General features: G+C 60.5%; 20 protein-coding genes. All 20 read right to left on the bottom strand.

What is annotated here, in order from left to right:
* Nucleotides 1-11: 11 nt before the first annotated feature.
* The 20 genes from E2583_RS14920 to E2583_RS15015 all read right to left on the bottom strand — a co-directional run bounded on the left by E2583_RS14920 (nt 12) and on the right by E2583_RS15015 (nt 21483).
* Nucleotides 12-3605 carry a hypothetical protein gene (locus E2583_RS14920; protein WP_280006990.1) on the bottom strand — a complete coding sequence of 1198 codons (3594 nt, stop codon included), beginning with the start codon at nt 3603-3605 and terminating at the stop codon, nt 12-14.
* Nucleotides 3606-3607: 2 nt separating this feature from the next.
* The gene (locus tag E2583_RS14925; protein ID WP_043007965.1) at nt 3608-4003 is read right to left on the bottom strand and encodes a hypothetical protein; all 396 of its coding nucleotides are present in this window, start codon (nt 4001-4003) and stop codon (nt 3608-3610) included.
* On the bottom strand, nt 4000-7209 hold the full coding sequence (locus tag E2583_RS14930) for a tape measure protein (RefSeq protein WP_280006987.1): 3210 nt from the start codon (nt 7207-7209) through the stop codon (nt 4000-4002). The genes E2583_RS14925 and E2583_RS14930 overlap by 4 nt, the downstream gene beginning before the upstream one ends.
* Before the next feature lie 281 nt (nt 7210-7490).
* Nucleotides 7491-8492 carry a hypothetical protein gene (locus tag E2583_RS14935; RefSeq protein ID WP_280006986.1) on the bottom strand — a complete coding sequence of 334 codons (1002 nt, stop codon included), beginning with the start codon at nt 8490-8492 and terminating at the stop codon, nt 7491-7493.
* Between the two features lie 218 nt (nt 8493-8710).
* Nucleotides 8711-9220, bottom strand: a complete 510-nt coding sequence (locus E2583_RS14940) for a hypothetical protein (protein WP_280006984.1) — start codon at nt 9218-9220, stop codon at nt 8711-8713.
* Complete coding sequence (locus E2583_RS14945) at nt 9217-9717, bottom strand: hypothetical protein (RefSeq protein WP_280006983.1); 501 nt, start codon at nt 9715-9717, stop codon at nt 9217-9219. The genes E2583_RS14940 and E2583_RS14945 overlap by 4 nt, the downstream gene beginning before the upstream one ends.
* Nucleotides 9714-10391 (bottom strand): hypothetical protein, encoded by a 678-nt coding sequence (locus E2583_RS14950; RefSeq protein WP_280006982.1) that lies wholly within the window; start codon nt 10389-10391, stop codon nt 9714-9716. Before E2583_RS14950 ends, E2583_RS14945 begins: the two co-directional genes overlap by 4 nt.
* A gap of 168 nt (nt 10392-10559) precedes the next feature.
* Entirely contained in the window at nt 10560-12953 is a 2394-nt protein-coding gene (locus tag E2583_RS14955; RefSeq protein WP_280006981.1) for a hypothetical protein, read from the bottom strand.
* A 3-nt stretch (nt 12954-12956) separates the two neighbouring features.
* Nucleotides 12957-13172 carry a hypothetical protein gene (locus E2583_RS14960; RefSeq protein WP_280006980.1) on the bottom strand — a complete coding sequence of 72 codons (216 nt, stop codon included), beginning with the start codon at nt 13170-13172 and terminating at the stop codon, nt 12957-12959.
* Between the two features lie 289 nt (nt 13173-13461).
* Complete coding sequence (locus E2583_RS14965; RefSeq protein ID WP_280006978.1) at nt 13462-14418, bottom strand: hypothetical protein; 957 nt, start codon at nt 14416-14418, stop codon at nt 13462-13464.
* Nucleotides 14411-15724: a hypothetical protein gene (locus E2583_RS14970; protein WP_280006976.1), complete on the bottom strand. Its 1314-nt coding sequence runs from the start codon at nt 15722-15724 to the stop codon at nt 14411-14413. The genes E2583_RS14965 and E2583_RS14970 overlap by 8 nt, the downstream gene beginning before the upstream one ends.
* Nucleotides 15725-15897: 173 nt before the next feature.
* Entirely contained in the window at nt 15898-17574 is a 1677-nt protein-coding gene (terL, locus tag E2583_RS14975) for a phage terminase large subunit (protein ID WP_280006974.1), read from the bottom strand.
* A 3-nt stretch (nt 17575-17577) separates the two neighbouring features.
* Nucleotides 17578-17709, bottom strand: a complete 132-nt coding sequence (locus E2583_RS14980; protein WP_280006973.1) for a hypothetical protein — start codon at nt 17707-17709, stop codon at nt 17578-17580.
* A 99-nt stretch (nt 17710-17808) separates the two neighbouring features.
* A complete protein-coding gene (locus tag E2583_RS14985) occupies nt 17809-18306 on the bottom strand; it encodes a DUF1804 family protein (RefSeq protein WP_280006971.1) in 498 nt (165 codons plus the stop codon).
* On the bottom strand, nt 18306-18593 hold the full coding sequence (locus tag E2583_RS14990) for a hypothetical protein (protein WP_280006969.1): 288 nt from the start codon (nt 18591-18593) through the stop codon (nt 18306-18308). Before E2583_RS14990 ends, E2583_RS14985 begins: the two co-directional genes overlap by 1 nt.
* Before the next feature lie 5 nt (nt 18594-18598).
* On the bottom strand, nt 18599-19132 hold the full coding sequence (locus tag E2583_RS14995) for a hypothetical protein (protein WP_280006968.1): 534 nt from the start codon (nt 19130-19132) through the stop codon (nt 18599-18601).
* The gene (locus tag E2583_RS15000) at nt 19129-19380 is read right to left on the bottom strand and encodes a hypothetical protein (RefSeq protein ID WP_280006967.1); all 252 of its coding nucleotides are present in this window, start codon (nt 19378-19380) and stop codon (nt 19129-19131) included. The genes E2583_RS14995 and E2583_RS15000 overlap by 4 nt, the downstream gene beginning before the upstream one ends.
* On the bottom strand, nt 19377-20021 hold the full coding sequence (locus E2583_RS15005) for a lysozyme (protein WP_280006965.1): 645 nt from the start codon (nt 20019-20021) through the stop codon (nt 19377-19379). The genes E2583_RS15000 and E2583_RS15005 overlap by 4 nt, the downstream gene beginning before the upstream one ends.
* A 185-nt stretch (nt 20022-20206) precedes the next feature.
* Nucleotides 20207-20746 carry a heavy metal-binding domain-containing protein gene (locus E2583_RS15010; RefSeq protein ID WP_280006963.1) on the bottom strand — a complete coding sequence of 180 codons (540 nt, stop codon included), beginning with the start codon at nt 20744-20746 and terminating at the stop codon, nt 20207-20209.
* Between the two features lie 11 nt (nt 20747-20757).
* Entirely contained in the window at nt 20758-21483 is a 726-nt protein-coding gene (locus E2583_RS15015) for an XRE family transcriptional regulator (RefSeq protein ID WP_280006961.1), read from the bottom strand.
* Nucleotides 21484-21535: the final 52 nt, after the last annotated feature.

A 21535-nucleotide genomic window follows, 5' to 3' on the forward strand; every position in this document is an offset into this window, starting at 1 on the left:
TCTCCGGGAATTCAGTTGGATTGCGGGCGGTTCACATCACCGCGCGCCAGGATGGAAAAGCTGTGCTCGATGCCGGTTTCTGGGCCCGGCTGGATGGTGCGCACGACCCAGAACGGGTAAATGGCCCCCACCGTGTTCATGCGCAGGATGTTGCCGACGGCCCAGCCACTGCCCCAGCCCAGCGGCTTGACCGTGAAATAAGGCTTGCCGGTGGCCGGGTTGAGCGGCGAGCAGACGCTGTTTATGTCGCCCGTGGCAATCACGCCGACATGCTCGCCAATCACGCGGAATTGGCTGGTTGACGTGAACTCAAGCACCCAGCGCTCGGTGCTACCGCCCGCATTGGTGATCTCGATGGGCGTCACCCCCTGGTCGTACTTGGCGGGCGGCTCCTGCCCCATCAGAGCGTCAGACCAAGCGTTATCAACCCAGGTCTTTTGCGCAAAGGCCAAGCTCACCCGAGCGCGGCGGTCGCTGGCCTGCAGAGCACTGGAGACATAGGTGCCGTCCTTGGGATAGTCATGGGTCAGCGCCCGGTTAAAGGTGATCTCGCCCGAGATCTGCACATCCGTGGCCGTGGCCATGTCTTCAATGCGATCCTCAATCGTCACCGGCATGGTCATGGCAGACACATCGGTAAAGGTGACCAGCCCCGCCTCCAGGTCGACGGAATAGCCGCCATTCAGGGTCTTGCCATTCGCATCGCGCACCACCACACGCGACAGACGCACGCGGGCCAGATTGACGGTCATGTTGTTGCTGACGTTGAGCTGGGCGCTGGTCTTGGTGTGACCCACCACGCACAGCGAGCCAGACCGGAAGATGGGCACCTTGCCGTCGCTGGGAAGGCGCACCGGGTCGATGCCGATGATGTCGGCATTCATGGGCAGATAGGCATAGGCCACCGCCGAGTAGCGCAAGGCGCTGGCAACCACGGGTTGCGGTTTAAAGATCCTGCCGTCCGGCTGAACGTTGGCCGCGTCATACCAGGGCTCTGCCTCATTGCCTGCGGCCACGACCAGGGCACCAAAGCCCAGGCGCACCAAGCCGGTCTCATAGTCCACCGTACCCACCACGCCGGGGGCCGTGATGGTGCCGTCAATGCCTGCGCTGACGTTCTGCGATCCGCCCGAAGCCCTGGGCACTTGCACCGTGAGGGAGCCGGGGCGCAGGGGAGCCGCTGCCGTGCGAAACACATAGGCGCTGCTGATGGCATCGCCCAGCGTGGTAATGCAGCCTGCACGGCGCAGTGCGTTCGCATTGCCGGGCGTCCATGAGGTCAGACCCACGCGGCCCGTGGCGTAGTTGACCGACCCGCGCGTCACAAAGCCGCCCGAGGTCAGCACCCGCAGCACGCCCCTGCCGTCATCGCTCCAGGGCTGACCGCTGGAAGGCATGAGCACGACCGAGCCAGGAACCACCGGGGCCTGCACGCCCGTGACCAGGTCAAACTCGGGCGCGAACGTGACCTGCAGCGTACGGCGGGTTGCGCTGCCCGTGGTGCGAAACCGGAGCTTGACGTAGCCGCTTTCGTCGTTGGGGTAGATCGAGGGGGCATTGAGGTACTCGATGCCCTCATAGTTGAGGCGGTACTTGGCGACCTCGCCATTGAAGCCGCCACCGCTGACCTGGCTGGACGAGTAAACCGGCTTGGGGATCTTGATGACCACATCAGGATTGAAGTCCACCGCGCCCGTGCTGTAGTTGATCGTGCCGACCTGCACCCCATTCAGCATCAGCTTTCCGTTGCCGTCATCGCGGGCGAGCTGGGTCGGGTCGACCAGCGTCACGCCCATTTCCTTGAGCTGGTCGCGGGTGTAGAGACCGAGAACGCTTTGATCGGTCAGGGTGTTCCACTCCACCTCGACCGTGAATGGCACCAAAGCGCCTTGGCCCGCCGAGACGGCCAGACGGCCTTGGCCGTTGCGCGAGGGATGCTGCAGGTTCACCTCGACCGCAGGGGCGGTGTCGACCGTGACATCGAGCACCGTGCCCACGGCGGGCAACAGCTTGGGAGCAAACAGCACTTCGGAGCGGCCCACACGCACCTCGCCGGTGGCGTCTCCCTGGAGCTGCCAAGCGGCAGTGGCCGTAGCCGTGCGCTGGGTCGAGCCATCCATCCACTTGACCTCAAAGGCACCGGGATACAGCGCCTGCCCTGCAGGCAAGGCCAGGGCGATGGTCTGGCTGATCAGCAGATCGGAGGCAGGCTGGACGGTTTCCTGAGTCGGTACGCCCCACTGCTGGACGATGGAGCTGCCCACATCGGGCAAGGCTCCCAGCGTGACGACAAAGCTGCCGGTCTCAGCGCTATATGTGCCAGCGCCATAGCTGGAGTCGGTACCGCGCAGGGTGCCGTCTCCCGAGTCAGACAGCACATACCAGCGCCCCTGTGCCCGATAGCTAAAGCTCAGGGTGCCGCGTGCGGGCAGCGGAGTGATGAAGCCGGTATAGCTCTGGCTGCGGTTCTCTGCCGTGATGCGGATCTCGCTGGACTGCGGCATGCGCTGCATATAGGCGGCTGGCCGGTAGCTGATGGTTTTGCTGCCGTCATAGCTGCCCGAGCTGGACGTAACAATGCCGTTGGCGTAGTCCACCAGCCCGATTTGCTGGGTGCCCGACATCAGAATGCCGCCCTTGTCGGTGAAGGTGACGCCGCCCATCACGATGGAGAGCGAACCCGGCAGGCAGCCGCCCGGCAAGGCCAGATTGGTGGTGGTGTTCCAGGTCTGCGAGGTACTGAAGGTCACGGCCTCGGCCGCAGAGACCGGGAAGCCCGCCGCCGCATACGGAATGGCAGCAGGAATCGGCGTCTCGCTCTGGGCCGAGGGCACGATCTGGGTCATGATCGTTTGAGCAATGATGGTGAAATCGCCCAGAGCTGCAGCCTTTTGCAGCGGGGTCACGCCCACATAGCTACCCGCGTCGGCCACCACCGTGTCACGCAAATGGGCGCTATTGCCCTGGCGCGTGAACTGGCGGCTGGCCGGAGATCCCGTGAAGTCATAGCGCAAGGCGTCCGACAGCTCCATGGTCACGATCAAGGCCTTGTAGTCCTTGTCCGTGTCATAGGTGAAGGTGCGCTCCAGGCTCGTCACGCGAATGGCGCGCACATACTGCTCCTGCTCGTTGGCCAGCCCTTCATTGCCGACCAGTACCAGTGTCTTGCCCACCGCAGGCAATTCGGTACCGGGGCGCTGAAAGATCTGAATGACGCGCTGGCCCTTGATATGGTTCTCGTAGAGATAGCCCGCCCACTCGGCCCCCTTGTTGAGATAGGCCTCCAGCCGGGCCTGTGCCTGGGCGCGGGTGTCATAAACCCCGCCCGTGGAAAACAGGGTGATGGAGACATTCGGGTCTTCGGGCGGCTTGGCCACGATGACATTGCTGCCCTGGTAGGTGTCGCGGTCTTCGGTATCCACGCCCACATGCACCTGACGCAGATTGGCGCGGCCCGTGGCCCGATCCATCTCGGAAATGTCGGGCATCACGGCGTTTTCTTGGCCGGACTCGATCACGACCGTGGATGGGCCGCCACCGCCCTCGGGCACATCGTCCATGACTCGGCTGGCTCGCAGCTGGATATCGCCTTGCAAAATGGCCATCGTCAAACCTCAATGAATCGGAAAGTGGGGAGATACAGCTGCTCGGGCGATTCCTCGCCGTCCTGCAGCTTGAAAACGGGCTGGCCTGTAAACCCGCCCTTAGCGTGGTCAAACATGACCTGCCTCGTCTGGCCACGCAGCACCAGCGTGAGCTGGATGCCGGGCAGCTCGGCCCAGGCCTGCAGCGTCGAGCACAGCGCCCGCGTGATCCAGGCGGCAGTCTCGGTTCCCATCAAGGTGATGGGACGACCGGCCTGCTTTAAAGCCACGTCCACCAGCAGCGCGCCCGTGGTGCTGTAGCTGGTGGCCTGGTCGACCGGGCTCCAGCTGAACTCGTCCTGCCAGTCCAGGCGGTCGCTGATGTGGGCGGTGGTGCCGTTGTAGGTAAGCGTGATCATGAGGACGAGGCCCCTTTCTGGCGGCTCAGCTCACCGAGAAACTGGTTCAGCGAGGCGGCACCAGCCGGGTCGGTGCTGACCTGCCCATAGGGCTGGCCGTTGAGCTGCAGATTGATGGTGGAGATCTGGCGCGAGGCCATGGCTTCCAGCGGGGTCTTGCTGGAGGTTTCGGCATTGCCATTGCCCTTCATGGTGTTGCGCAGCGTCATGGCATCCACCTCGGCACGCCATTCCGACATGAGCAAGTCCATGCCCATATTGCCCAGGGCACCGTTGCTATTGGTCGTGAATGGGTTGTCACGTTGGTACTGCCGTTGCTTTTCCTGCAGCCAGGCATCTGCCTGAGCCTGGCTCTCAAAGGAAGGCACAGCGTCCAGGCTCTGGATGGTTCCAGCCCTACGCTTGGCATCCTGCAGCTGCAGCTCGCGCGTGGCCAGTTCGTTCGCCTTTTCCTGGGCAGCTATTTCCCGCTCACGCTCGGCGTTCAAACGCTCCAGGGCCGTGCGGTGCAGGTCGATGGCATTCGCTGCACGATTGTGTGAACCAGCGGAGTCGTCGACCGAGCCCTTGAGCCTGAGCGTGGCCCGACCGGCGCTGTCGACCGCAACCTCATATCCGCGCATGGCAGCCTCGGCCTGGACCCAGGCTGGTGCAATGCCCTTGTTGGCCGCAATCGCGGCATCGGCAGACTTTTTAAAGGCCTCGCCCATTTCGCGGGCGCTGGCCGTGCCGCTGTCGCGCAGCACGTCATAGGCAGCTTTTGCATCGGCTGCCGTCTTCTTAAGCGTTTCATCCGAGGTAATGCCCAACTGCTTGAATGCCTCGCGCACGCTATTAATGCCAGGCGTGGCAGCGTCCAGAGCATCCTTGAGCGCATCGGCTTTCTTTTTGGCCTGGTCAAGCAAACCATCGGCCAGCGGCTGGCCCAATGCACCGCGCACCGATTCGATCTGTTCACGAATGGCCTTTAATGCGACTTCACTGTCCGCGCTTTCAATGGCTTTGCTGAAACTCGCATTCAGCACTCGACCGGTGTCGACACCCTCTTGTTTGAGTTTGTCCATCTGGTCAATAAGTGCCTGGGTGTCATTTATTGCGCTGCGAGATGCAGCGGCAATATTCCCCCGAAGCACGTCATATTCCAGGCCTGCGCGTTTAATCGCTTCTGTCAGAACCGCATCGGTTAATTGCGCCAGGCGCTCCGCTTCACGGCTGCTGCCCAAAAATGCCGCCCTGGCATTGGCTTCGAATACCGCCAAATCCTTTCCAGATAAAGCCTTGGCCCAAGCCGCTTCTGTTTCGCTGGCCGTGATCTTTGCGGTCTCGCCCAACTTATCCAAGGTGGCCGCAAAATCCTTGATACCTTGAATCTTGGTTAAATCAAAACCCTCGGTGACGCTCTTTAAAGCATCAGCACTGGCTTTTCCGGACTTTGTCAGCTGCTCAAACTCAGCCACGGAATTACGCGCAGCCTTGGACAGATCAAATAGCTTGTCTGCCGCGTCCTGGGTTTTCTGGGCCTCTGCAGCACGGGCTGCAGCCAATTCACGCGCGGCTGCGGCTGCGGCCTTGTCCGCCTTTTCCAGCTCCTCGGTGCGGTCCCTGTATCCAGCCAGCTTGGCCGCGCTCTCACCTATCCAGGTGCCGATATCTTTGATGTTGGAAACAATGCCAACCAGAGTGAAAGTCTTGAGCCCACCCATGACCGCCGCAAAACGGCTGGTGCTGGCAGCAGCTCCTGCGGCTGCCGCCTGTGTGGCCACAAGCTGGGCATTGGCAGCAGCAATGCCTGTAGCTGCCACTTGCGTGGCCTGGCCAATGCCCAGAAAGTGCTGCGCCAGGCGCAATGCAGTGAATGCCGCCGCAGCCTGGCCTAAATCCATCAGCAGGCCCGCAATGCTCTGCAGGTTATTGGCCAGCAGTTGAATGGCTTTGGCCGCTGCAGCGCTAGCACCATTGGCCTGATCCACCTTTTGCACGTACAGGGACCACTGCGTGGACAGGTCCTGCATGGCCCGGCCCACGGTGGGAGGCAAGCGCTGGAACTCTGCGGCAACGGCTGCACTTTGGCCCTGCAGGGCAGCAATCACCGTCTGCGTGGTTAGGAGGCCAGACTCAGCCATCTTGCGCAGCTCGCCCGTGGTCACGCCCAGACCATCAGCCAAAGCGCGCGCCAGGCGCGGAGCCTGCTCCATAACGCTGTTGAATTCCTCGCCACGCAGCACGCCGCTTTGCAGGCCCTGGATCAACTGCGTGATGGCGGCAGATGAGGCTTCTGCGCTGGAGCCGCCAATCTGCACCGCCTGGTTGATGGTTTCCGTGAGACTCAGGCTCTGCAGGCTGGCCTTCTCGGCACTCAGACCGGCATCACGCCCGGCCTGGGCGATGCGAGAGAACAGCACCCCAGTGTCTTCAAGCGCACTATGGGTGCGCAGCGCCACCTCGGTCACGCCCTCCCACGATTGCGTGAAGTTCTGTCCCTCACCCGTGACCAGCTTCATGCGGGCCTGCAGGTTGTTGGCCTGGTCAGCAGTGGCAGCCAGGTCTAACGCCACATTCTTCAGTCCGATCAACGACTGAAGGCCGACATAAAACTTTTGCAGCCTATCGAGCTGCTTGCTGATGGACTCCACGCCATCGCCAATCTGGCGATGGGTACGCACCATGCTGGCACCCGCGCCTTGAGCACCGTCCGCCGCAGCCTGGTGGGCAGGCACCAGGGACTGGACGGACTCACGGACCTTGTCCACTTCCTGACGCAAACGCTGCTGGGCCTGCTGGGCATTCTGGCCAGCTATGCCAAAGCGCTGCAGTTCACCTTGGGCCTGAGACAGGGCCTGCTTCTGCAGGTCGAAGGTGGAGCGCGCACTATCTGCTGCTGCATTGAGCTGCCGAAGCGCGGCTGCTTCTTTTTCTGTGGGAGGGCCAAGCGCCGAGATCTGGCGACCGTAGTTCTTGGCCTCCGTCTCCGCCTGACGCAAGCTGGCAGCCGATGACTTAGCCTCGGTCTCCAGCTTGGTGAACGTGGTGATCGCGGCGTCCTGCTGAGCCAGCTCTCGCAACCTAGCCGCAGCCGTACGCGCCTCGGCGGACACCTCTCCTTCCAGAACTTTGGCAACATTCTCCAGATCGTCAGCCAGGCCCACGATGGACTCACGTCCCGAGACCCCGGTGTCAATCTGCAGGCTGATTTGCTTATCTGTCATGGATTCATACAATGAAGGGATGTCACGTCTAATCGCCTTCATTGCATGCATCGCCGTCCTGGTGGGCGCAGGGGTGTCTGCGCGTGCGGGCATAGCACTTGCGTCGGTGGCCTATGGCCTGCTCGGTGCCTATGTCCTGTGGAATGGGCTGCAGATCTTTATCAGCCCAAGACGGTGACGCTGCCTGAAAGCAGCTCTCAGGCATCACTGTCGGTTTTTAGGCACCAACAAAAAAGGCCAGCGAGTGCTGGCCTTAGTCTTTTAAAGGGTCTGGTGCTGCATCAGGTCTTGCGCACACGGTAGTACTTGCTGATGCCTTCGCCCACCTTGGTGGAGTCCATCAGGACCGAGCCGGTCACCTTCAGATTGATGAACCCGCTTTCCTGCAGCAGCGCAATGGATGATGCCACGCCCTGGCTTGCGCGCCAAATTTCCACAATGGCCAGCTTGCCGTCATCGGCTTCATTCAGGCCTTCCAGAATGATTTCCAGCTCCTTGGGCTTGGTGGTCAGCGCCTCGATCACGGCATAGCCCACATATGAGTAGGCCACCTTGACGTCTTCGCCATCAGCCAGGCCTGCCGCGTCCTGGAACACAAAGATGCCTGCAGGCCGGACTTCATAGTTTCCTGCCGCAGGCACCACACTGCCCACAGTTGCATGCTTGTAGCTGACCCAGATACCCTTGCCGTCCGTCACATCGGGTGCAGCGGGATCGAGCTGGATACCTGCTGCCGTGACCGTGTAATTGCCGGCCATGGTGAGAGCGGTGGCCGTGGCCACGCTATCACCAATACGCACCGACACATCCGTTGCGTTAGCGTGTGCCAGCGCAACCAGGTCGCCTTTCTTCACGTCCAGGTGCTCTTCATCGGTCACAGTGGCCGTGCCTTGTGTCGTGCCCTTGGTCAGGACGACATTGCTGGGCTGCAAGTGCTTGGTGCGTAGCAAACCGCCACGCGTCACCTTCAGAGTCTCATTGCTGGTCTGGCCCTGCTCCACTCCGCTGACCGTTCCCTGCGTGGCCCGCGCCAGGTTGATCGGGTTGATGTCGGCCAGCGTCATCGCCAGCTCCACCTCCGTGACACGGCGAATCTCGGAGTGCGTACCGCCGCCCAGCGTGGTCATATTGGGCTGCTTCTTCACATCCTCCTTGTGCGATAGCTCAGCAGCCAGCACGTTGCCAATGGGCAGCGGCGCAGTGGTGCTCCCGTATTCACGGGCATAGATCTGGCCGACCAATGCGGCAGGGGCAAAAATGCGTTTGATAACGTCAGCAGACATAGGTCAGTCCTTTGTGTTGACAGGTTGAGATACCGATTGAGATTTGGATGAAGTCGGCGCAGCCACTCCCATGGCCTCAAGCCACTGAGCAGTACCGGGGTGGACAGAGATAGTTGTGCCTGGCTGGAGCAAATCCCCGAGGTGTTCGTGCTCCGCCATCAAGGTCACAGAGACCATGGCGGGCCGGGCCGGTGCAGCCTTGCGGCGGGAGCTGGGTTTCATGGCTTCCTCCACTCCACCCAACTGCGGGTGCTCATCTCCAGCATGGCGCTGTGGCACAGCACCCCGGCAAACATGACAGGGCCAGTGCTGGCTACCTGCACGCCACGCTCCTCCTGAGTGGAGCCGCCCAACATGCCAGGCAAACCGAGCGTGGTGTCCACGCGCACGGCAGAGCGGATGCGCTCGACCAGGTCGTCAAAGATCAGCTCACTCTCCACGGCATCTTTAAAAGCCATGTAGCCACGGATCAGCCAGCGGTGCTCGTTGAGGATTCGCCCATTGGCGTTGACCTCGGTGGTCGCAGTGCGGCGCACATACCAGCCACGGATATGCGGGTCCAAGCCGAAAGCATCGTCAGCCTGCGCCGGGCTATACAGATAGAGCTTGCGAAAATCCGCCTCACTGGCAGCAAAGCGCTCCCGTGAATGCACCATGCCCACAGCAGGCACCCCAGCCAGGACGGCCAAGAGTGCGCTGCGGGCAGCAGACAAAGTGGCGGCAGTCATGCCTTGCCTCCTGTGATGAAGTTGAGAATCTGGGCGGCAGCGCCTTCGAACATGGCGATGACCTGGCCGCGCGTGGCCAGGGCTGCCCGCTCCATGGGGCGCTGGGGGGCGGTGCCCTCGCGGGCGATCTTTTTGGCGACCAGGAAGGCCACCCGTTTGACTTCCTTGGGCTCGCGAATGCCCAGCACAGCCTTGACCCAGGGCTCGATGGCCTTGATTGGCGGCATGTGGGGTTGGGTGCCCAGCTCAATAAACAAGGCAGAAGGCTGGCTGCTGCCCACAATGCCGAGCACCCCCGCAGGCGTGCTGGCCACATCGCTGGTGATGCTGCGGGCCGTGATGCCGCTGACGCGCGGCATGTTCTCCTGCCACTCGCGCTGCACCAGCAGCGTGGCTTGGTGCATGGCGGCTTCCAACACCTGGCGGGTGTAGTCAGGCTCCTGGCGCAGGCCACGCTCGATGGCGCTCAGATCGCCCAGGCTGATGTTGAGGTTCATAGGCCACCCCTGCTCACCAGCCGATGGCGCGGGTTGCGGCGCGGCCAGCTCGTGACTGCTGATGCAGCGGAGCCTGCGACCGCGTCCTGCAGCGCCGGGTCCAGTTGACCAATGCCTGCAAAGTAGGCGGCCCGGTAGTCCTTGGCGCGGGCCGCATAGTTGCGCGAGCGGCTCTCTGTGCGGGACATATCAGAGCCCAGCGTGGTCTCACGATCACCCGCAAAGCGTGTGGCCAACTGCTGGCAAAGCAGATGGGCGGCAAACGATGCCACGGGCAGGCGGTGGCGTTGAGGGATGCTGTCTGCTGTGGCATCCAGAACATGAGGCAACTGATAGCACACTCTCACCAGAGCATTGCCCGGCAAGGCCTGCTCACTCTCCAGACCCCAGCCAGTGGCCGTGCGATAGGTCTCCGCGAATACCATCGAAGCTGGACGCTTGCCCACGGGGAACTCCACGGACTGGATGACCGAGCTGTCCGTCCAGCCATCCGGTACCGGGCCAAACACGCCAGTCGCTGGCCAGACGATATCGGCCAGCTCAAGGCGCGGCGCATCAGCGCTGTAGCGTATGCGTGCCTCATCAAGGGCGCGGTCGCGCACTTCAGTGGTAATCACGTCATCCTGATCACCGACCATGTCCTTGACCAGTACCTGATATTCCTCAAGTGCCACTGCGGCTCCTATTGTTTAAAGATGGGATATCAACCTTGGGGTTTGCAAAGGCACCTGCATTGGCTGGAGACTTTGCAAACCCGCCCCTTGTGGGGACGGGCCGGGTTGGTTCATACGGGAGGACCACTCCCTGGCCGATCAGACCTTCGCTCTTGGTGAGGTGTCAGATCAGGCGACCACGGCCTTGGTAAAGGCGCGGTAGTCACACACAGCGCCGCCGTAGATGTGGCGCAGCTTGTAAGTCAGCTTGTCGGCAGAGAACATAGAGCCCACGTTGGGCGCGTCCTGGACGAACAGCTCGGGCTCCTGCTTTCCGTCCAGGAAGCCCACTTCGATGCCGGGAATGTCGGCAGGATCAGCGGCAGTGCACCAGTCGTTGGCATCCGTCCAGTACCAGACCGGGATGATGTTCATGGTCAGCGACTGAATGAACGTCTTCTCGTTATTGGTGGACAGCTTGAACAGATCGACAGCGGCTTCCTGCAGCTCCACCGGCACCACCAGGCGTGTGGGCGTGATGCCGATGCGGTCGTTGCTGGTCAGCTCGGTCTGCTTGAGCATGGCCAGACGGTGAGCTGCAATGGAGGTCTTGTCCAGCGCGCCGGTGAACAGATTGTTGTGATCGGCGTGGAACAGCGCCTTGCTGTCATAGATGGCAGCATTCGAGCGCAGGAAGTCGAACACGAACTTGGCCAAGGTACGCTTGGCCGCGCGGGAGAGCTTAGTCGGGATGCGGCGAATCACGCCTACATCGTCGTTTTTGATCATCTCCAGCGTCACATCTTCAGTGCCGCCACGCTTGGTCACGCCATAGGTTGCTTCTTCGTCCGTCGGGCTGCTCAGCGCCTGGTAGTCGGCACCTTCAGCCACAGCGGGTAAATCGCCATAGCCGCCCCAGCGGGTCCGGTGCTGCTGACGGAAGTCACTGACCGGCACCACATTGACCAGTTGACGCCAGCCGTCAAAGTCCACGGCAGCGCGATACTCGGCCAGCATGCGGCGAGCGACACTGTCACCCAACACTTCGCCCAGAGACGAACTGCCCAGAGACTCCACCATGCGCGACTGGTCGCATTCGCGCAGGCGGCCAGTAACCAGGCGGTCGCCGGTCATTTCGATATAGCATTCCTTGAAGGACTGCACGCGGCCATGATCCTTGTGGGATGGGTCCCAGAAAGCGTCCATCATGTCGCGCATCGTCTGGCTACGGTCACCCACCACAACGGAGCCTTCGCCAAACATCGGCACACGAACGGTGCCCGATTCGGTCAGACGGGCTACGTAGTCGCCCTCTGCCTTGATCAAATCACCCACCGCTGCTTCCGTCAGGCGGTCAGCAGTTGCCACTGCAACCTGGGCCTGCAGACGATCCTTGGACGCCTGGGGTAGCTTGGCTGCGTTGATACGCTCACGGGCCGCGCCACGCAGCTCAAAGGCCTGCAGGTCTGCTCGGGTCAAAGGCGTGTTATCGCTTGCAGCTTCTGTCACACGCTGCGTGCCAGGCTCGGGCACCAGCGGGCCGCAAACGGCTTCATGCAGATTGACCACCTCGTCGTCGGTGATCGTGTCCAGTTTGATGGCGGCATGCTTCGCCGGGTCTTTGGCCTTGATGGCCTCCAGCATGCGTTGCTTCCACAAAGGCATGGTTTGGCTTCCTTCTTGAGATTCAGGGGGAGAGGTACTTGGATCGGCAGCGGCTTCGGTCAGACGGTCCAGGCCGCCGCCCGCGCCTGGCTCGACAATCAGGTCCACCGAGTGAACCTTGGTGAACTTCACGGCTTCGCGCAGGGTCTCGCTGCCGCTGGTGCGTTTGCGGGTGCGAGCGTCCGCGTCAATCGACAAGCCCAGCAGCCCTTGCATGCCCCGTTTGACGGAGCCGACCATCTTGGTGACCGTGGAGTCGCTGGGATCGATGGCTTTAAAGGTTCCGACCAGGCTGCCGGTGTCGGGCGTCTTGCCTTCGACAAAGCGCACGCTATAGATGCCGCCGATCAGATTGCGCACGTCTTTGCCCCTGCCCGCGCTGTGATCGGCATCAGACTTGGCAAAGACTCGCACGCCCTCAAACATGGGGGCCGCTTCGCGCAGTGCCTGGTCGGGGTAGTAGTTGCGGTTGCCGCTGCGGCCCGCACGAATCAGCGTGACTTCAATCGTGCCGTCCTGGGCTTCACGGAAGGCCACAGCCTCCTGAGATTCGCGCACGATCTCTGAAAGCTTGACTCTCCCCGCTGCACGGTCTGCCTCGGAGATATCGGGAATGACGACCCCCGTCTTATCAGACACAGGCTGAAACTGCGCCACCACCTCTTCGCCTTCAGCCAGCGCCACGGTGTTATCTGCGTTGACCGTGTAGGCGTAGCTGTAGAGGCGACCCTTGACCTGCACCACGGCCCGGTCAGGCCAGATGCCGCGCATGTCCACGTAGTAGTCGCCATTGACCGTCAGGCGCAGCTTGTCGCGTACCGCCTGGCGTACCAGCTCGATCAACTGACCAAACTCGGAAGTGACCGCCTCCGTCAGGCGGGCAAAGCCGCTGCCTTGGGGAATGAGCTTGACCGGCATGGCTTACTTGGCCTGGCCAGTGAACTTCTGACCGTCGCGGGTGACCACGACCACATGGGTGCCGTAATCCTTGCAGGACAGCACCTCTTCTGCGGAAACGGGAACGCGCTTTTCTCGAAACTTTCCTTTGCCATCCACAGGCTCAAGGACGGTGCGCTGCACGAGCTTGGCAGCATCTGCTGCAGTCAGCTGGGTTTCTTTGGTCTCGGATTCGGGCATTGAACACTCCATCGAAGGTAGGCCGCAGGGCGCGGCATTGCGATGGGGTGACTGTGCCTAGAGGGGCACAAATAAATAAGGCCCGCAAATGCTGGCCTGAGAGATTGCGCTGCGACATGCAGGGCTGGAGTTGTGACGGAATTTAGCAGGATTTGGCGCAAGGATGTGAACGCCAGACACATCGGCGGGGCTGGATATCTTTAAACCACCTTTAAATCGCTCGCCACAGCGATTGCGGCAAGCTCCCCTTGGGGTGGCCGCTGCCGAGTGGTTTAAAGGCGCACAGCCGTCATTCCACTCGCCGCCCCGCTTTCTTCGCCGCCTGATCCAGCGCCGCCTTGCGTCCATCCAGTTGCAGCTCGCGTTCGGTAAAGGGCTTGGCCCCAGGCGTCATCACCTTCCAGTGCTTCATCCAAGGGATGGATATGCACCCGCAGTGAATGATCTGCTCGACCGGAGCCCTGGGGTCATGAGGACATTGCATCTTGTCAAAGCCACCACCAGGATTGGGCACCTTGAAGGGCTTGCTGACCTCCACGACCTGACCGTCGATGATGTCGTGATTCCAGCGGCTGTGGATCTTGCCACTGCGCCGCCACTGCTTGCCCAGGCCTGGCACCAAGGGCTCGGCCTGCAGCAAGCGTTCATTGGATGCCACGGCAAAAGCCCGGCTGACTTCCGTGCGAACAATGGTGGCCGCGCGCCTGGGTGACTCGGCCCCGAGAATCTTCTGCACCGCCTGGATGGCCTGGTAGGGCGTCTGCGCACCGATAGTGGTCTGACCCAGCTGCTGACCAATCTTGCGGGCGGCTTCGTTGCCAACGTCCTTGAGCCGCAGCGACCCAAAGGATTTCATCTGTTTGAGCACGCCCACATCGAGCTGAGCCAGTTGCAGCTCCACGCGATGGCCAATGATGGCCAGGGGCTTGTCCACAAAATCCTCGCCCAAGGTCCAGGCATCCTGCATGCGCATTTCAAACAAGGCCCCGGCACGGCTGGTGGCCCCGGCCAGGACGTCCTCAATCTGGCCCAGCAAGCGCGAGAGCTGTAGCTGCTGCCAATCGGCAGGAAGGCCTGCCAACGTGACCAGGATCTGATCGCGGGCCTCTTTGAGCAGCAGCAGAACCTGGGTTTCTCCAGTCAAGAGCAGCCGGGCACGCTCGCGTAAACGCCTGGCCAGCTCAGCCTCAAATGCTTGGTCCGGCTTTTGGCCCAGCTCCTGCTCGCTTTTGGCTTTCTTAGGCATGACTCTCGCCAGACGCTTCAGCCCGTGCTGCAGCCAGATCTGCAGGCAAATTGGTGAAAACGTCTTCAGCGTCTCTCTTGGCTTTGCGCGCGGCAGCTTCCTTGCGCGCAGCCTCCAGCTCGGTCTTGGCATCAAAGTCCTGGCCAAAGCGCTGGGCCACATCGGCCACGATCTTCAGCGCGGTCTCTTCAGTCATCAGGCCCGCATCAATCATCTGCACAACCGAAGAAACCAACTGCTGCATAGCACTGGCGAACTTGGTGATATCGCGGTTGAGCAGTTCTGGGAAGACTGCTGTGACCTGCCATGCATCATCCGACCAGTCTGGCGTGATGCCCTTGGTGCGAGCATGGCACAGCAAGACATGGCGGCCAATCTCTTCCAGCATGATCTTCAGGAACGCCTGGCGCATGCTGTACATCTTGAAAGTGGGCTCACCCATTTCCGTGGCTGCAGCGCGATTCACATCCCCACCGCCACCAAACCAGTGCTCGGGCATGGTGCTGCCACCCAATACATGATTGCGCAGCAGGCGAGCGCTCTCACTGGTATCGGCGGCCTGGAGCGTTGGACTCTTGGCTGTCAGCGAGACGTTGTCGTTGTGCACAAACGTGCTGTTAGGTCCAGGTGGCACGAATGTTTTTTCGTAGGCCTTGACTGCAGTGTCATCTGCCCCCTTCAGCTCCACATCCCAAACGAAAGAGCGTAGATAGCCAATACGGTCCAGCTCATTGAACAGAAACTCGTCATAGGCATCCAGCCAGTCCATCTGGCCCAGAAGATCCGAACGGCCACGGCTGCCATTGGGGAACTTGTTGAGTTGGTACAGCAGACACTCACCGTCTGTAAATTCTTCGGTGCGAATACGGCAAGTGTTCTCACTGAACAGCTCTGAGTCCTCACCCAGCACAATCACTCGGTACTTGTATTGACGCCCCCGGTTGTCACGCTTGGTGACCACACCAATGGGCTGCTCAGGGTTGCCAGGGTCATTGACCACGGTGGCGATCTGGCGCGGGTCCAGATAGCCCAGCCGCACAAAGCCGTCGCCATCTCGCACATTGGCGATATAGCACTGCTCGCCCAGCAGACCCAGGGCGCGCACCCGGCCTTCCAGCTTGAGAGGCCAGTTGTTGATGGGGTCAGCCCAGAACTGATTGAGCAGCACCTGATGCTCTTCATCTTTGCACTGCAAAGAGACGCCCTCGGCCAGCAAATAGGCCAGCGGCAGCTCGGTCAGGCGGTTGGCCAGCAGATTGCTCTGCCACAGATATTCGGCAAGCTTCTGCATGCGGTCTTGAGCCATGGGAGCAAGATCCCGCTCATTGATGCTATCCAGCCCGCCACTGAGCCTGCGCCATCCTTCCTCGCCATTCCCCTGGGCGCTGACGGCTTCGCGCAGCGGCTGCGACCGAGACTCAGATGGTTCTGCCTGCCCAAAGCCAAAAGCATTTATAAAACGTTGAGTCCACGACATGATTAGCTTGCCTTTCTGAACATTCGCGATGCCTGGCGCGCGTAACGCTCGCGGGCCGTCTGCGCCTGATGGTTATTCGTGTTGCCGCCCTGCGCAGCAGCGGCAATGCCGCCGGTGACGCACAGCATGTAAAGCATCTGCACCATGTCGGGACCGTCATCGTGGTCGGCTTTGGGAAAGTGGCGGAATTGGTCAATCAGCGTGGTCTGACTGCTGTGCACACGGATCAGGCCGTTGTGCATATGGGGCTGCAGGCTTTCAATGCGCAGCAGCTTGTCAGTGGTTGGAATGAGTGCCCGTGCCGGTACAGGTACGCCCAGCTTGGCGCTGCGCTTGACCAGCTCGGTGCGCAGAAACTCCTGGAACTGCACCGACTCGAAGCCCCAGACGATGCAGCAGTACTCGCGCTGTAGCTCAATGATGTCGCTGATGATCTTGTCTGGTACGCGCTTTTTGATCTGGGCCTCGACCACGTCCATCACGCCGGTCTCGCGGTTGTAGCCACCGATCCCGATAGCACTCGGGTCGCGGCTGTTGCCTGCCCGGCCCAGACTCGGGTCGCATGCCCCATAGAAAATCCATTCAGCCAGGCGGTTGACCCAGAATTGAATGCTCTTGGCAAACGGTGCATCCTCTCCCGCGACTGGATCGTTCTGCTGCTCGCTGTCAAAAGCGTCATGCCCTTCACGGGCGCGGCGAATCATCAGCTTGACCAAGGGGCGCAGCGCTGGCCAGGACACCTGAGCGCCCAGCTCCATCTCAGTCTGCTGCTCTTTATAGAGAGCCATCGCGGCGGCTTCGCCCTGCTGTGGCGTATCGGCATTGAGCAGCAGGCCTTCAAACTGCTCCCACAGGTCCATACGCTGCGGCCATTTAATGATGGCTTTAAAGACTTTGCGATTCCACAGCGGGTTCTTCAAAAAGCGTGCCAGCACACTGTCGTAGTGCAGCACGGTGCCGACCAGGATGGCATCCATAGAGTCGTCTGGAGGCCCCAGGGACAGCACGCTCTTGGTCACAAACGACTGCAGCTTGTCGCGCTGGGCCGGTGTGTTGACGTTCTCGTCGTTCTCGATGTCATCGCAAATCGCCAGATCAGGGCGATGCGCTCCATGGCGACGGCCCCGGATCTTCTTGCTGGAGCCAAACGCCTCCACCTTGCGGCCATGGGCTGTCACGATCACACCCGCACGCCACACCCGCCCCTGGCCACAGGCCTCGGGGAAGTCACTGGCAATGCGCGGGTTGGCCTCCAGCTCGGCTTTGATGGCTTCCAGCATCTCGGCTGCCTGCTCAAAAGCGTCCATCACGATGATGGCGTACCACTTGGCTCCAATGACCAGGCACCAGCTCACAAAGCTCATGCTGATCTTGGTGGACTTCGCCTCACCACGCGGCGCGGCAATGGCATCACGCTGGCCTGCAGGCGTGTTGATGATCTCCGGCAGGCGCTTGTACAGGTACTTGTGCAACTCGCTGGGCTCGGCCCGGCCATAGTGAGGGAAGTAGTTGCGGTCCCAGTACTCGAAGCCATTGACCGGATCGCAGACCTTGCGGCGACGCTCGGCAATGGCTGCAGGGTTGGTGTCCCAGCCGTCCAGGTTGGCATCGATCTGCTTGCGCAGATCATCAGCCAGAGAGGTCAGGCCCGCTAGAAAGTCTTTGCTGCTCTTGGCCATCGCCTACTCCACCCAGAGGCGGTGCACATAAATGCACAGCCATTTGAACTGCCACTGGCCGCGTTCATAGCGGCTCAGCTTTGGCAACAAGCACCACCGCTGCGGTGCATCAATGGCAAAGGTGTACTCATGCATGGCGGGCTCCCGAGACGGCCAGCAAAAGCAGGAATGCCTTGAAGTACTGCCCGTCAAACAGCAGCCAGATAGCCACAAACGAGATCAAAGGGATAAGCATCAACGCCCCTTCGCCAGCTCTTCGCCAAACGGCTCCAGCATCTCCACCAGCGCAGCAAGGTGCTGCGGAAAGCGCTGCTGGGCGAAAGCGGCAAAGCGCTGGATGATGTCGAGCTGCACGGCCTGCCGGTCCAGTTCGGGATTCAGGCGCTTGAAGCTGGACATGGTCTTGTTGAAGCTATCGCTCATGCTGGCCAAGGTCTCGGCACGCTCACGCGGACCCATCTCTTTGTCATCACGCAGCAGATTCATGGTGGCCTGGTGCTGCACCAGGTAGTCTTCCAGCAGTTTGGCCGAGAGGTTCTTGAAGTTCTCGTCGCCCATGGCCACTGCTGCGCGAGCCGTCTCCCAGTCATCGCCCTGGTCCGCCGCTTCCTGCTTCCAGCGGTTGGCCGTGCTGCGGGGAACGCCCAATTTTTTACAGGCAGCCTCCATGGCCATGCGCTGAAACACGTACAGGCCACGGAGCTGGGTTCGCTTTTCTTTTCCGTGTGCCATCAGTTCCCCAGGCCACCGCCACGAAAATAAGTCTTGATGCCTTCCACGACCAGGGCTGTGCCCACGGCGACCGCGCCACCAGACAGAGCACCAGCCACAGCGGCCTTCTTCTCCACCTCGCGCAGGCGTTCATCCAAGCCGTTGTAGTGCTCCTCCATGCGCTGCTCCATCCGGTCCATACGGCGGTTTTGCTGGTCTTGCCCATCTTTGAGGGACTGGACCAGGCCGTGGATCTGACCGAGCAGCAGCAGCTCTTGTCGACGTTCGTTGTTGTTGATTTCGCTCATGACGTTTAGGGGTTGTTGCCAAACAGAGCGGCCCGGCAAGATGCATAGGCCGCATTGATCGTTTCAGCCTCTGCAATCACTGCTCTAAGGCGGATGGAATTGCTTTCAGGAAGTAACCCGTAGGCTTGGGCTGTGTCTGTTGAACCAGGGTCGGTGGCGCTGGCCTGTTTATCTGGGGGGCCACCACAACCTGTCCCACAGGTTGTGGAGCTGGCGACGATGCGCACCCGCACAGGGCGCTGCTCAAGCTCACTGCTAAGGCGAGCGATTTCTTGGACTGCCAGGACATCGGTTTTTTCCTGCTGTTGATAAAGCTGATCCAGCCGGGCCTGGGCCGCATTGCGCTCAAGGGTCAGTCGCGACAGTTCTGCTGTGGCGGTTCGGTTTTGCGCATTCACGCTGGCCTGTAGCTGCTGCAGCTCATTGCCAGCCGTCTGAGCCTCTTGTCGGTAGTGCCTGATTCCAAAGCTGAGCGCAAAGAGCAGCACCACGGCCAGCGCCAACAGCCATACACAAATGGTGTCGAGAAAGCGCTTCATTTCCAGAGCACCTTCCGCAGTTGCAGCACGTATTCGTAGACTAGCGTCGCGGCTTCATCCTGATAGCCAAAGCCACCCACGAACTCTGGGAACGACGGTTCCAGGCCAGCCTGGTCCAGATGGCGAAAAAACCCAGCTGCGGTTTCCGCCACAGCTAGACGGAATTCTTCCGCTTGGCGCTTCGCGGCTTGCTTGGCGCGGGCCTCTTGAATGAGGCTCCATTCGGCCTCCGAAATATCAACCTTCATGGCTTCGCCCTCCAGGTGCTGGAGGCAAAGTCGTAGTTGGCGCGCAGCAGCGCCACTCCCTTCAAGCAGTCAGTACGTTCTTTTAAACGGCGGTTGTAGAGACCTTGAACAAAGCGATATTCCCACTCGCCTTTGGCATTGCGCTTTCCGGTTTTGGTATAGCTCCAGACTGGCGTGCCACTTGGCGCATGGGCCAAGGCATCGCAGGCCTCTTCATAGCGTCTGGCATTGAGCAAGCCCATGGCGCGACTGGCACAGGTCGCCGGCTCGCCGTTGTTATGGCCATGGCTGGAGAAGGCATCCAGAATGGGTTGAGTCACTGGCACCTTGATGCAGTCCAGCACCTTGGCCTGCCCCTTGGACAGCACCTGGCTGCCCACTGCCATGCATTGCTCATCGGACCAGTAATCTCCCAGCACCACCGGCACAGGGCTGGCGTGCCTGGTCAAGCCTACACAGGCCGTGGGCAGGCCTGCAGCCAGGGTATCTGCATAGACCACATTTTTAAATTGCGGCGTGCCATCGCGCTTGGCCGGGCCGTCTTCATAGCCCGAGATATAACCCACATAAGCACCACCACCCAGCACCAGTGGGATGCCAAAGCGCAGGACCGTTTTGCCAAGAGAAAATGTGTTTGCCATACCCTCGACTTTCGTGGGGCACGCACAAACAAAAAAGGCCCGCAAATGCTGGCCTGAGTTGGGTAAGGTGGTTGATTAAGGTATCACGCTTGCAAGAGCATCGTCAATAAACAAGGCCGACGCCACACGCCTTTAGCTGCCAATTATCTTTTGCAGCAAAAGCATCAGTCAGGATGCGAGCCTGGTCATGCGGACAATTTCACTGCGGTACCTGCCGCCACCGCATAAATCATCGATTTGCCACCGCCTGCTATTTCGTTGAAAGTGAACTGAAGACCAATCACGGCATCCGCTCCAATTCCATATGCTTCACCCTTCACTTGCGCTATGGCTGCCGTTCGGGCATCGCGCAGCACTTTCTGAGCTGACCCATTTCGACCACCCGTAATATCCACTGCGGCGGATAAAAGATCTCGCAGAACATTCACGCCATAGACACACTCGCCTGAAACGACATCGAGCACCTGGGCAACTGCCCGGCCTGGCACGATTGGCGTGGTAGTAACGATCACCCCCGCCGCAGCTTGCGGCCACAGTTCTTGCGGAACCTGGTCACGAGGAATACCGGAAAAATCGCCAGTATTGCGAGCCCTAAAAACGCGCTCACGCATGGCTGCGGCAGCGTCAAACCGCGAGTAAATCAGGCCACAGCTTGGGCAACTATCCAGCGGATCACCCGAAGCCGCTACGTTGACGTGATTGCACTTAGGACACGTAACTTGCATGGATACCTCCCTCAGTCAAAGGTGACGCCTCCCCAGCGCACTCGGCCTATGACGGAAAAATCTCTTTGTTCTTCCGCACCATCCACATCAAACGGTGCGTACTCGGTATTAGCACTGCTCACGCGCAGCTTGCCAGGCAAGCGCTGCACCTGCTTGATCATCAGCGCCCCATCCAAACGTATGGCATGGATACCTTCTGTGGACACATCACGGGCGCGTAGATCCAGCATCGCCAAGTCCTTTGAGCGCAGATAAGGCTCCATGGAGTTACCAACCACGGAGACCACTGCCAGCTCATTGTGATGAATGCCCAAAGCATTGCGTATGAAGCCTGTATCAAATGGGCGCATGGCGATCACATGCTCCACATCACAGAACGCACCATTGCCAGCCGACATGGCCACATCAAAGTGCGGCACATACACAAAGTCACTGCGTTCAACCGCCTGAACGCTGAACTCGACACCAGCCGCCTTGGTCTCGCCAGTCATTAACCAGTCAGGTGAGCATTTGCCAATCGCAGCCATCCGCATGAGGGTGTACGCATCAGGGATGGTGAGCCCGCGCTCGAACTTCCCCACGGTGTTCACATGCAGTTCAAGCAGTGCTGCAAATTCATCCCGAGTCATTCCTGAGCGGCACGAACGTATGCGATCACCAAGCGACACGGCGTATGCATCTCTTTGATCAGTGTTAGTTGTGTCCATTACAGGCATACCAGTTGAAGCAGCAAACATTTAAGTGTGTCAATGAACACATTAAAGCATGCACATGAAAAAAAGCGGTTCC

Origin of the sequence: Comamonas sp. (assembly GCF_009360615.1) — a bacterium.
Taxonomy (GTDB): Bacteria; Pseudomonadota; Gammaproteobacteria; order Burkholderiales; family Burkholderiaceae_C; genus Comamonas.

What these genes read in the sequence shown, in the direction of transcription:
- E2583_RS14965 (WP_280006978.1), bottom strand. Translation starts at nt 14,418, where the DNA reads ATGCCTAAGAAAGCCAAAAGCGAGCAGGAGCTGGGCCAAAAGCCGGAC.
- E2583_RS14925 (WP_043007965.1), bottom strand. Translation starts at nt 4,003, where the DNA reads ATGATCACGCTTACCTACAACGGCACCACCGCCCACATCAGCGACCGC.
- E2583_RS14955 (WP_280006981.1), bottom strand. Translation starts at nt 12,953, where the DNA reads ATGCCGGTCAAGCTCATTCCCCAAGGCAGCGGCTTTGCCCGCCTGACG.
- E2583_RS15005 (WP_280006965.1), bottom strand. Translation starts at nt 20,021, where the DNA reads ATGGCAAACACATTTTCTCTTGGCAAAACGGTCCTGCGCTTTGGCATC.
- E2583_RS14960 (WP_280006980.1), bottom strand. Translation starts at nt 13,172, where the DNA reads ATGCCCGAATCCGAGACCAAAGAAACCCAGCTGACTGCAGCAGATGCT.
- E2583_RS14945 (WP_280006983.1), bottom strand. Translation starts at nt 9,717, where the DNA reads ATGAACCTCAACATCAGCCTGGGCGATCTGAGCGCCATCGAGCGTGGC.
- E2583_RS14985 (WP_280006971.1), bottom strand. Translation starts at nt 18,306, where the DNA reads ATGGCACACGGAAAAGAAAAGCGAACCCAGCTCCGTGGCCTGTACGTG.
- E2583_RS15010 (WP_280006963.1), bottom strand. Translation starts at nt 20,746, where the DNA reads ATGCAAGTTACGTGTCCTAAGTGCAATCACGTCAACGTAGCGGCTTCG.
- terL (WP_280006974.1), bottom strand. Translation starts at nt 17,574, where the DNA reads ATGGCCAAGAGCAGCAAAGACTTTCTAGCGGGCCTGACCTCTCTGGCT.
- E2583_RS14995 (WP_280006968.1), bottom strand. Translation starts at nt 19,132, where the DNA reads ATGAAGCGCTTTCTCGACACCATTTGTGTATGGCTGTTGGCGCTGGCC.
- E2583_RS14935 (WP_280006986.1), bottom strand. Translation starts at nt 8,492, where the DNA reads ATGTCTGCTGACGTTATCAAACGCATTTTTGCCCCTGCCGCATTGGTC.
- E2583_RS14990 (WP_280006969.1), bottom strand. Translation starts at nt 18,593, where the DNA reads ATGAGCGAAATCAACAACAACGAACGTCGACAAGAGCTGCTGCTGCTC.
- E2583_RS14980 (WP_280006973.1), bottom strand. Translation starts at nt 17,709, where the DNA reads ATGCATGAGTACACCTTTGCCATTGATGCACCGCAGCGGTGGTGCTTG.
- E2583_RS15015 (WP_280006961.1), bottom strand. Translation starts at nt 21,483, where the DNA reads ATGTTTGCTGCTTCAACTGGTATGCCTGTAATGGACACAACTAACACT.
- E2583_RS14930 (WP_280006987.1), bottom strand. Translation starts at nt 7,209, where the DNA reads ATGACAGATAAGCAAATCAGCCTGCAGATTGACACCGGGGTCTCGGGA.
- E2583_RS14920 (WP_280006990.1), bottom strand. Translation starts at nt 3,605, where the DNA reads ATGGCCATTTTGCAAGGCGATATCCAGCTGCGAGCCAGCCGAGTCATG.
- E2583_RS14940 (WP_280006984.1), bottom strand. Translation starts at nt 9,220, where the DNA reads ATGACTGCCGCCACTTTGTCTGCTGCCCGCAGCGCACTCTTGGCCGTC.
- E2583_RS15000 (WP_280006967.1), bottom strand. Translation starts at nt 19,380, where the DNA reads ATGAAGGTTGATATTTCGGAGGCCGAATGGAGCCTCATTCAAGAGGCC.
- E2583_RS14970 (WP_280006976.1), bottom strand. Translation starts at nt 15,724, where the DNA reads ATGGCTCAAGACCGCATGCAGAAGCTTGCCGAATATCTGTGGCAGAGC.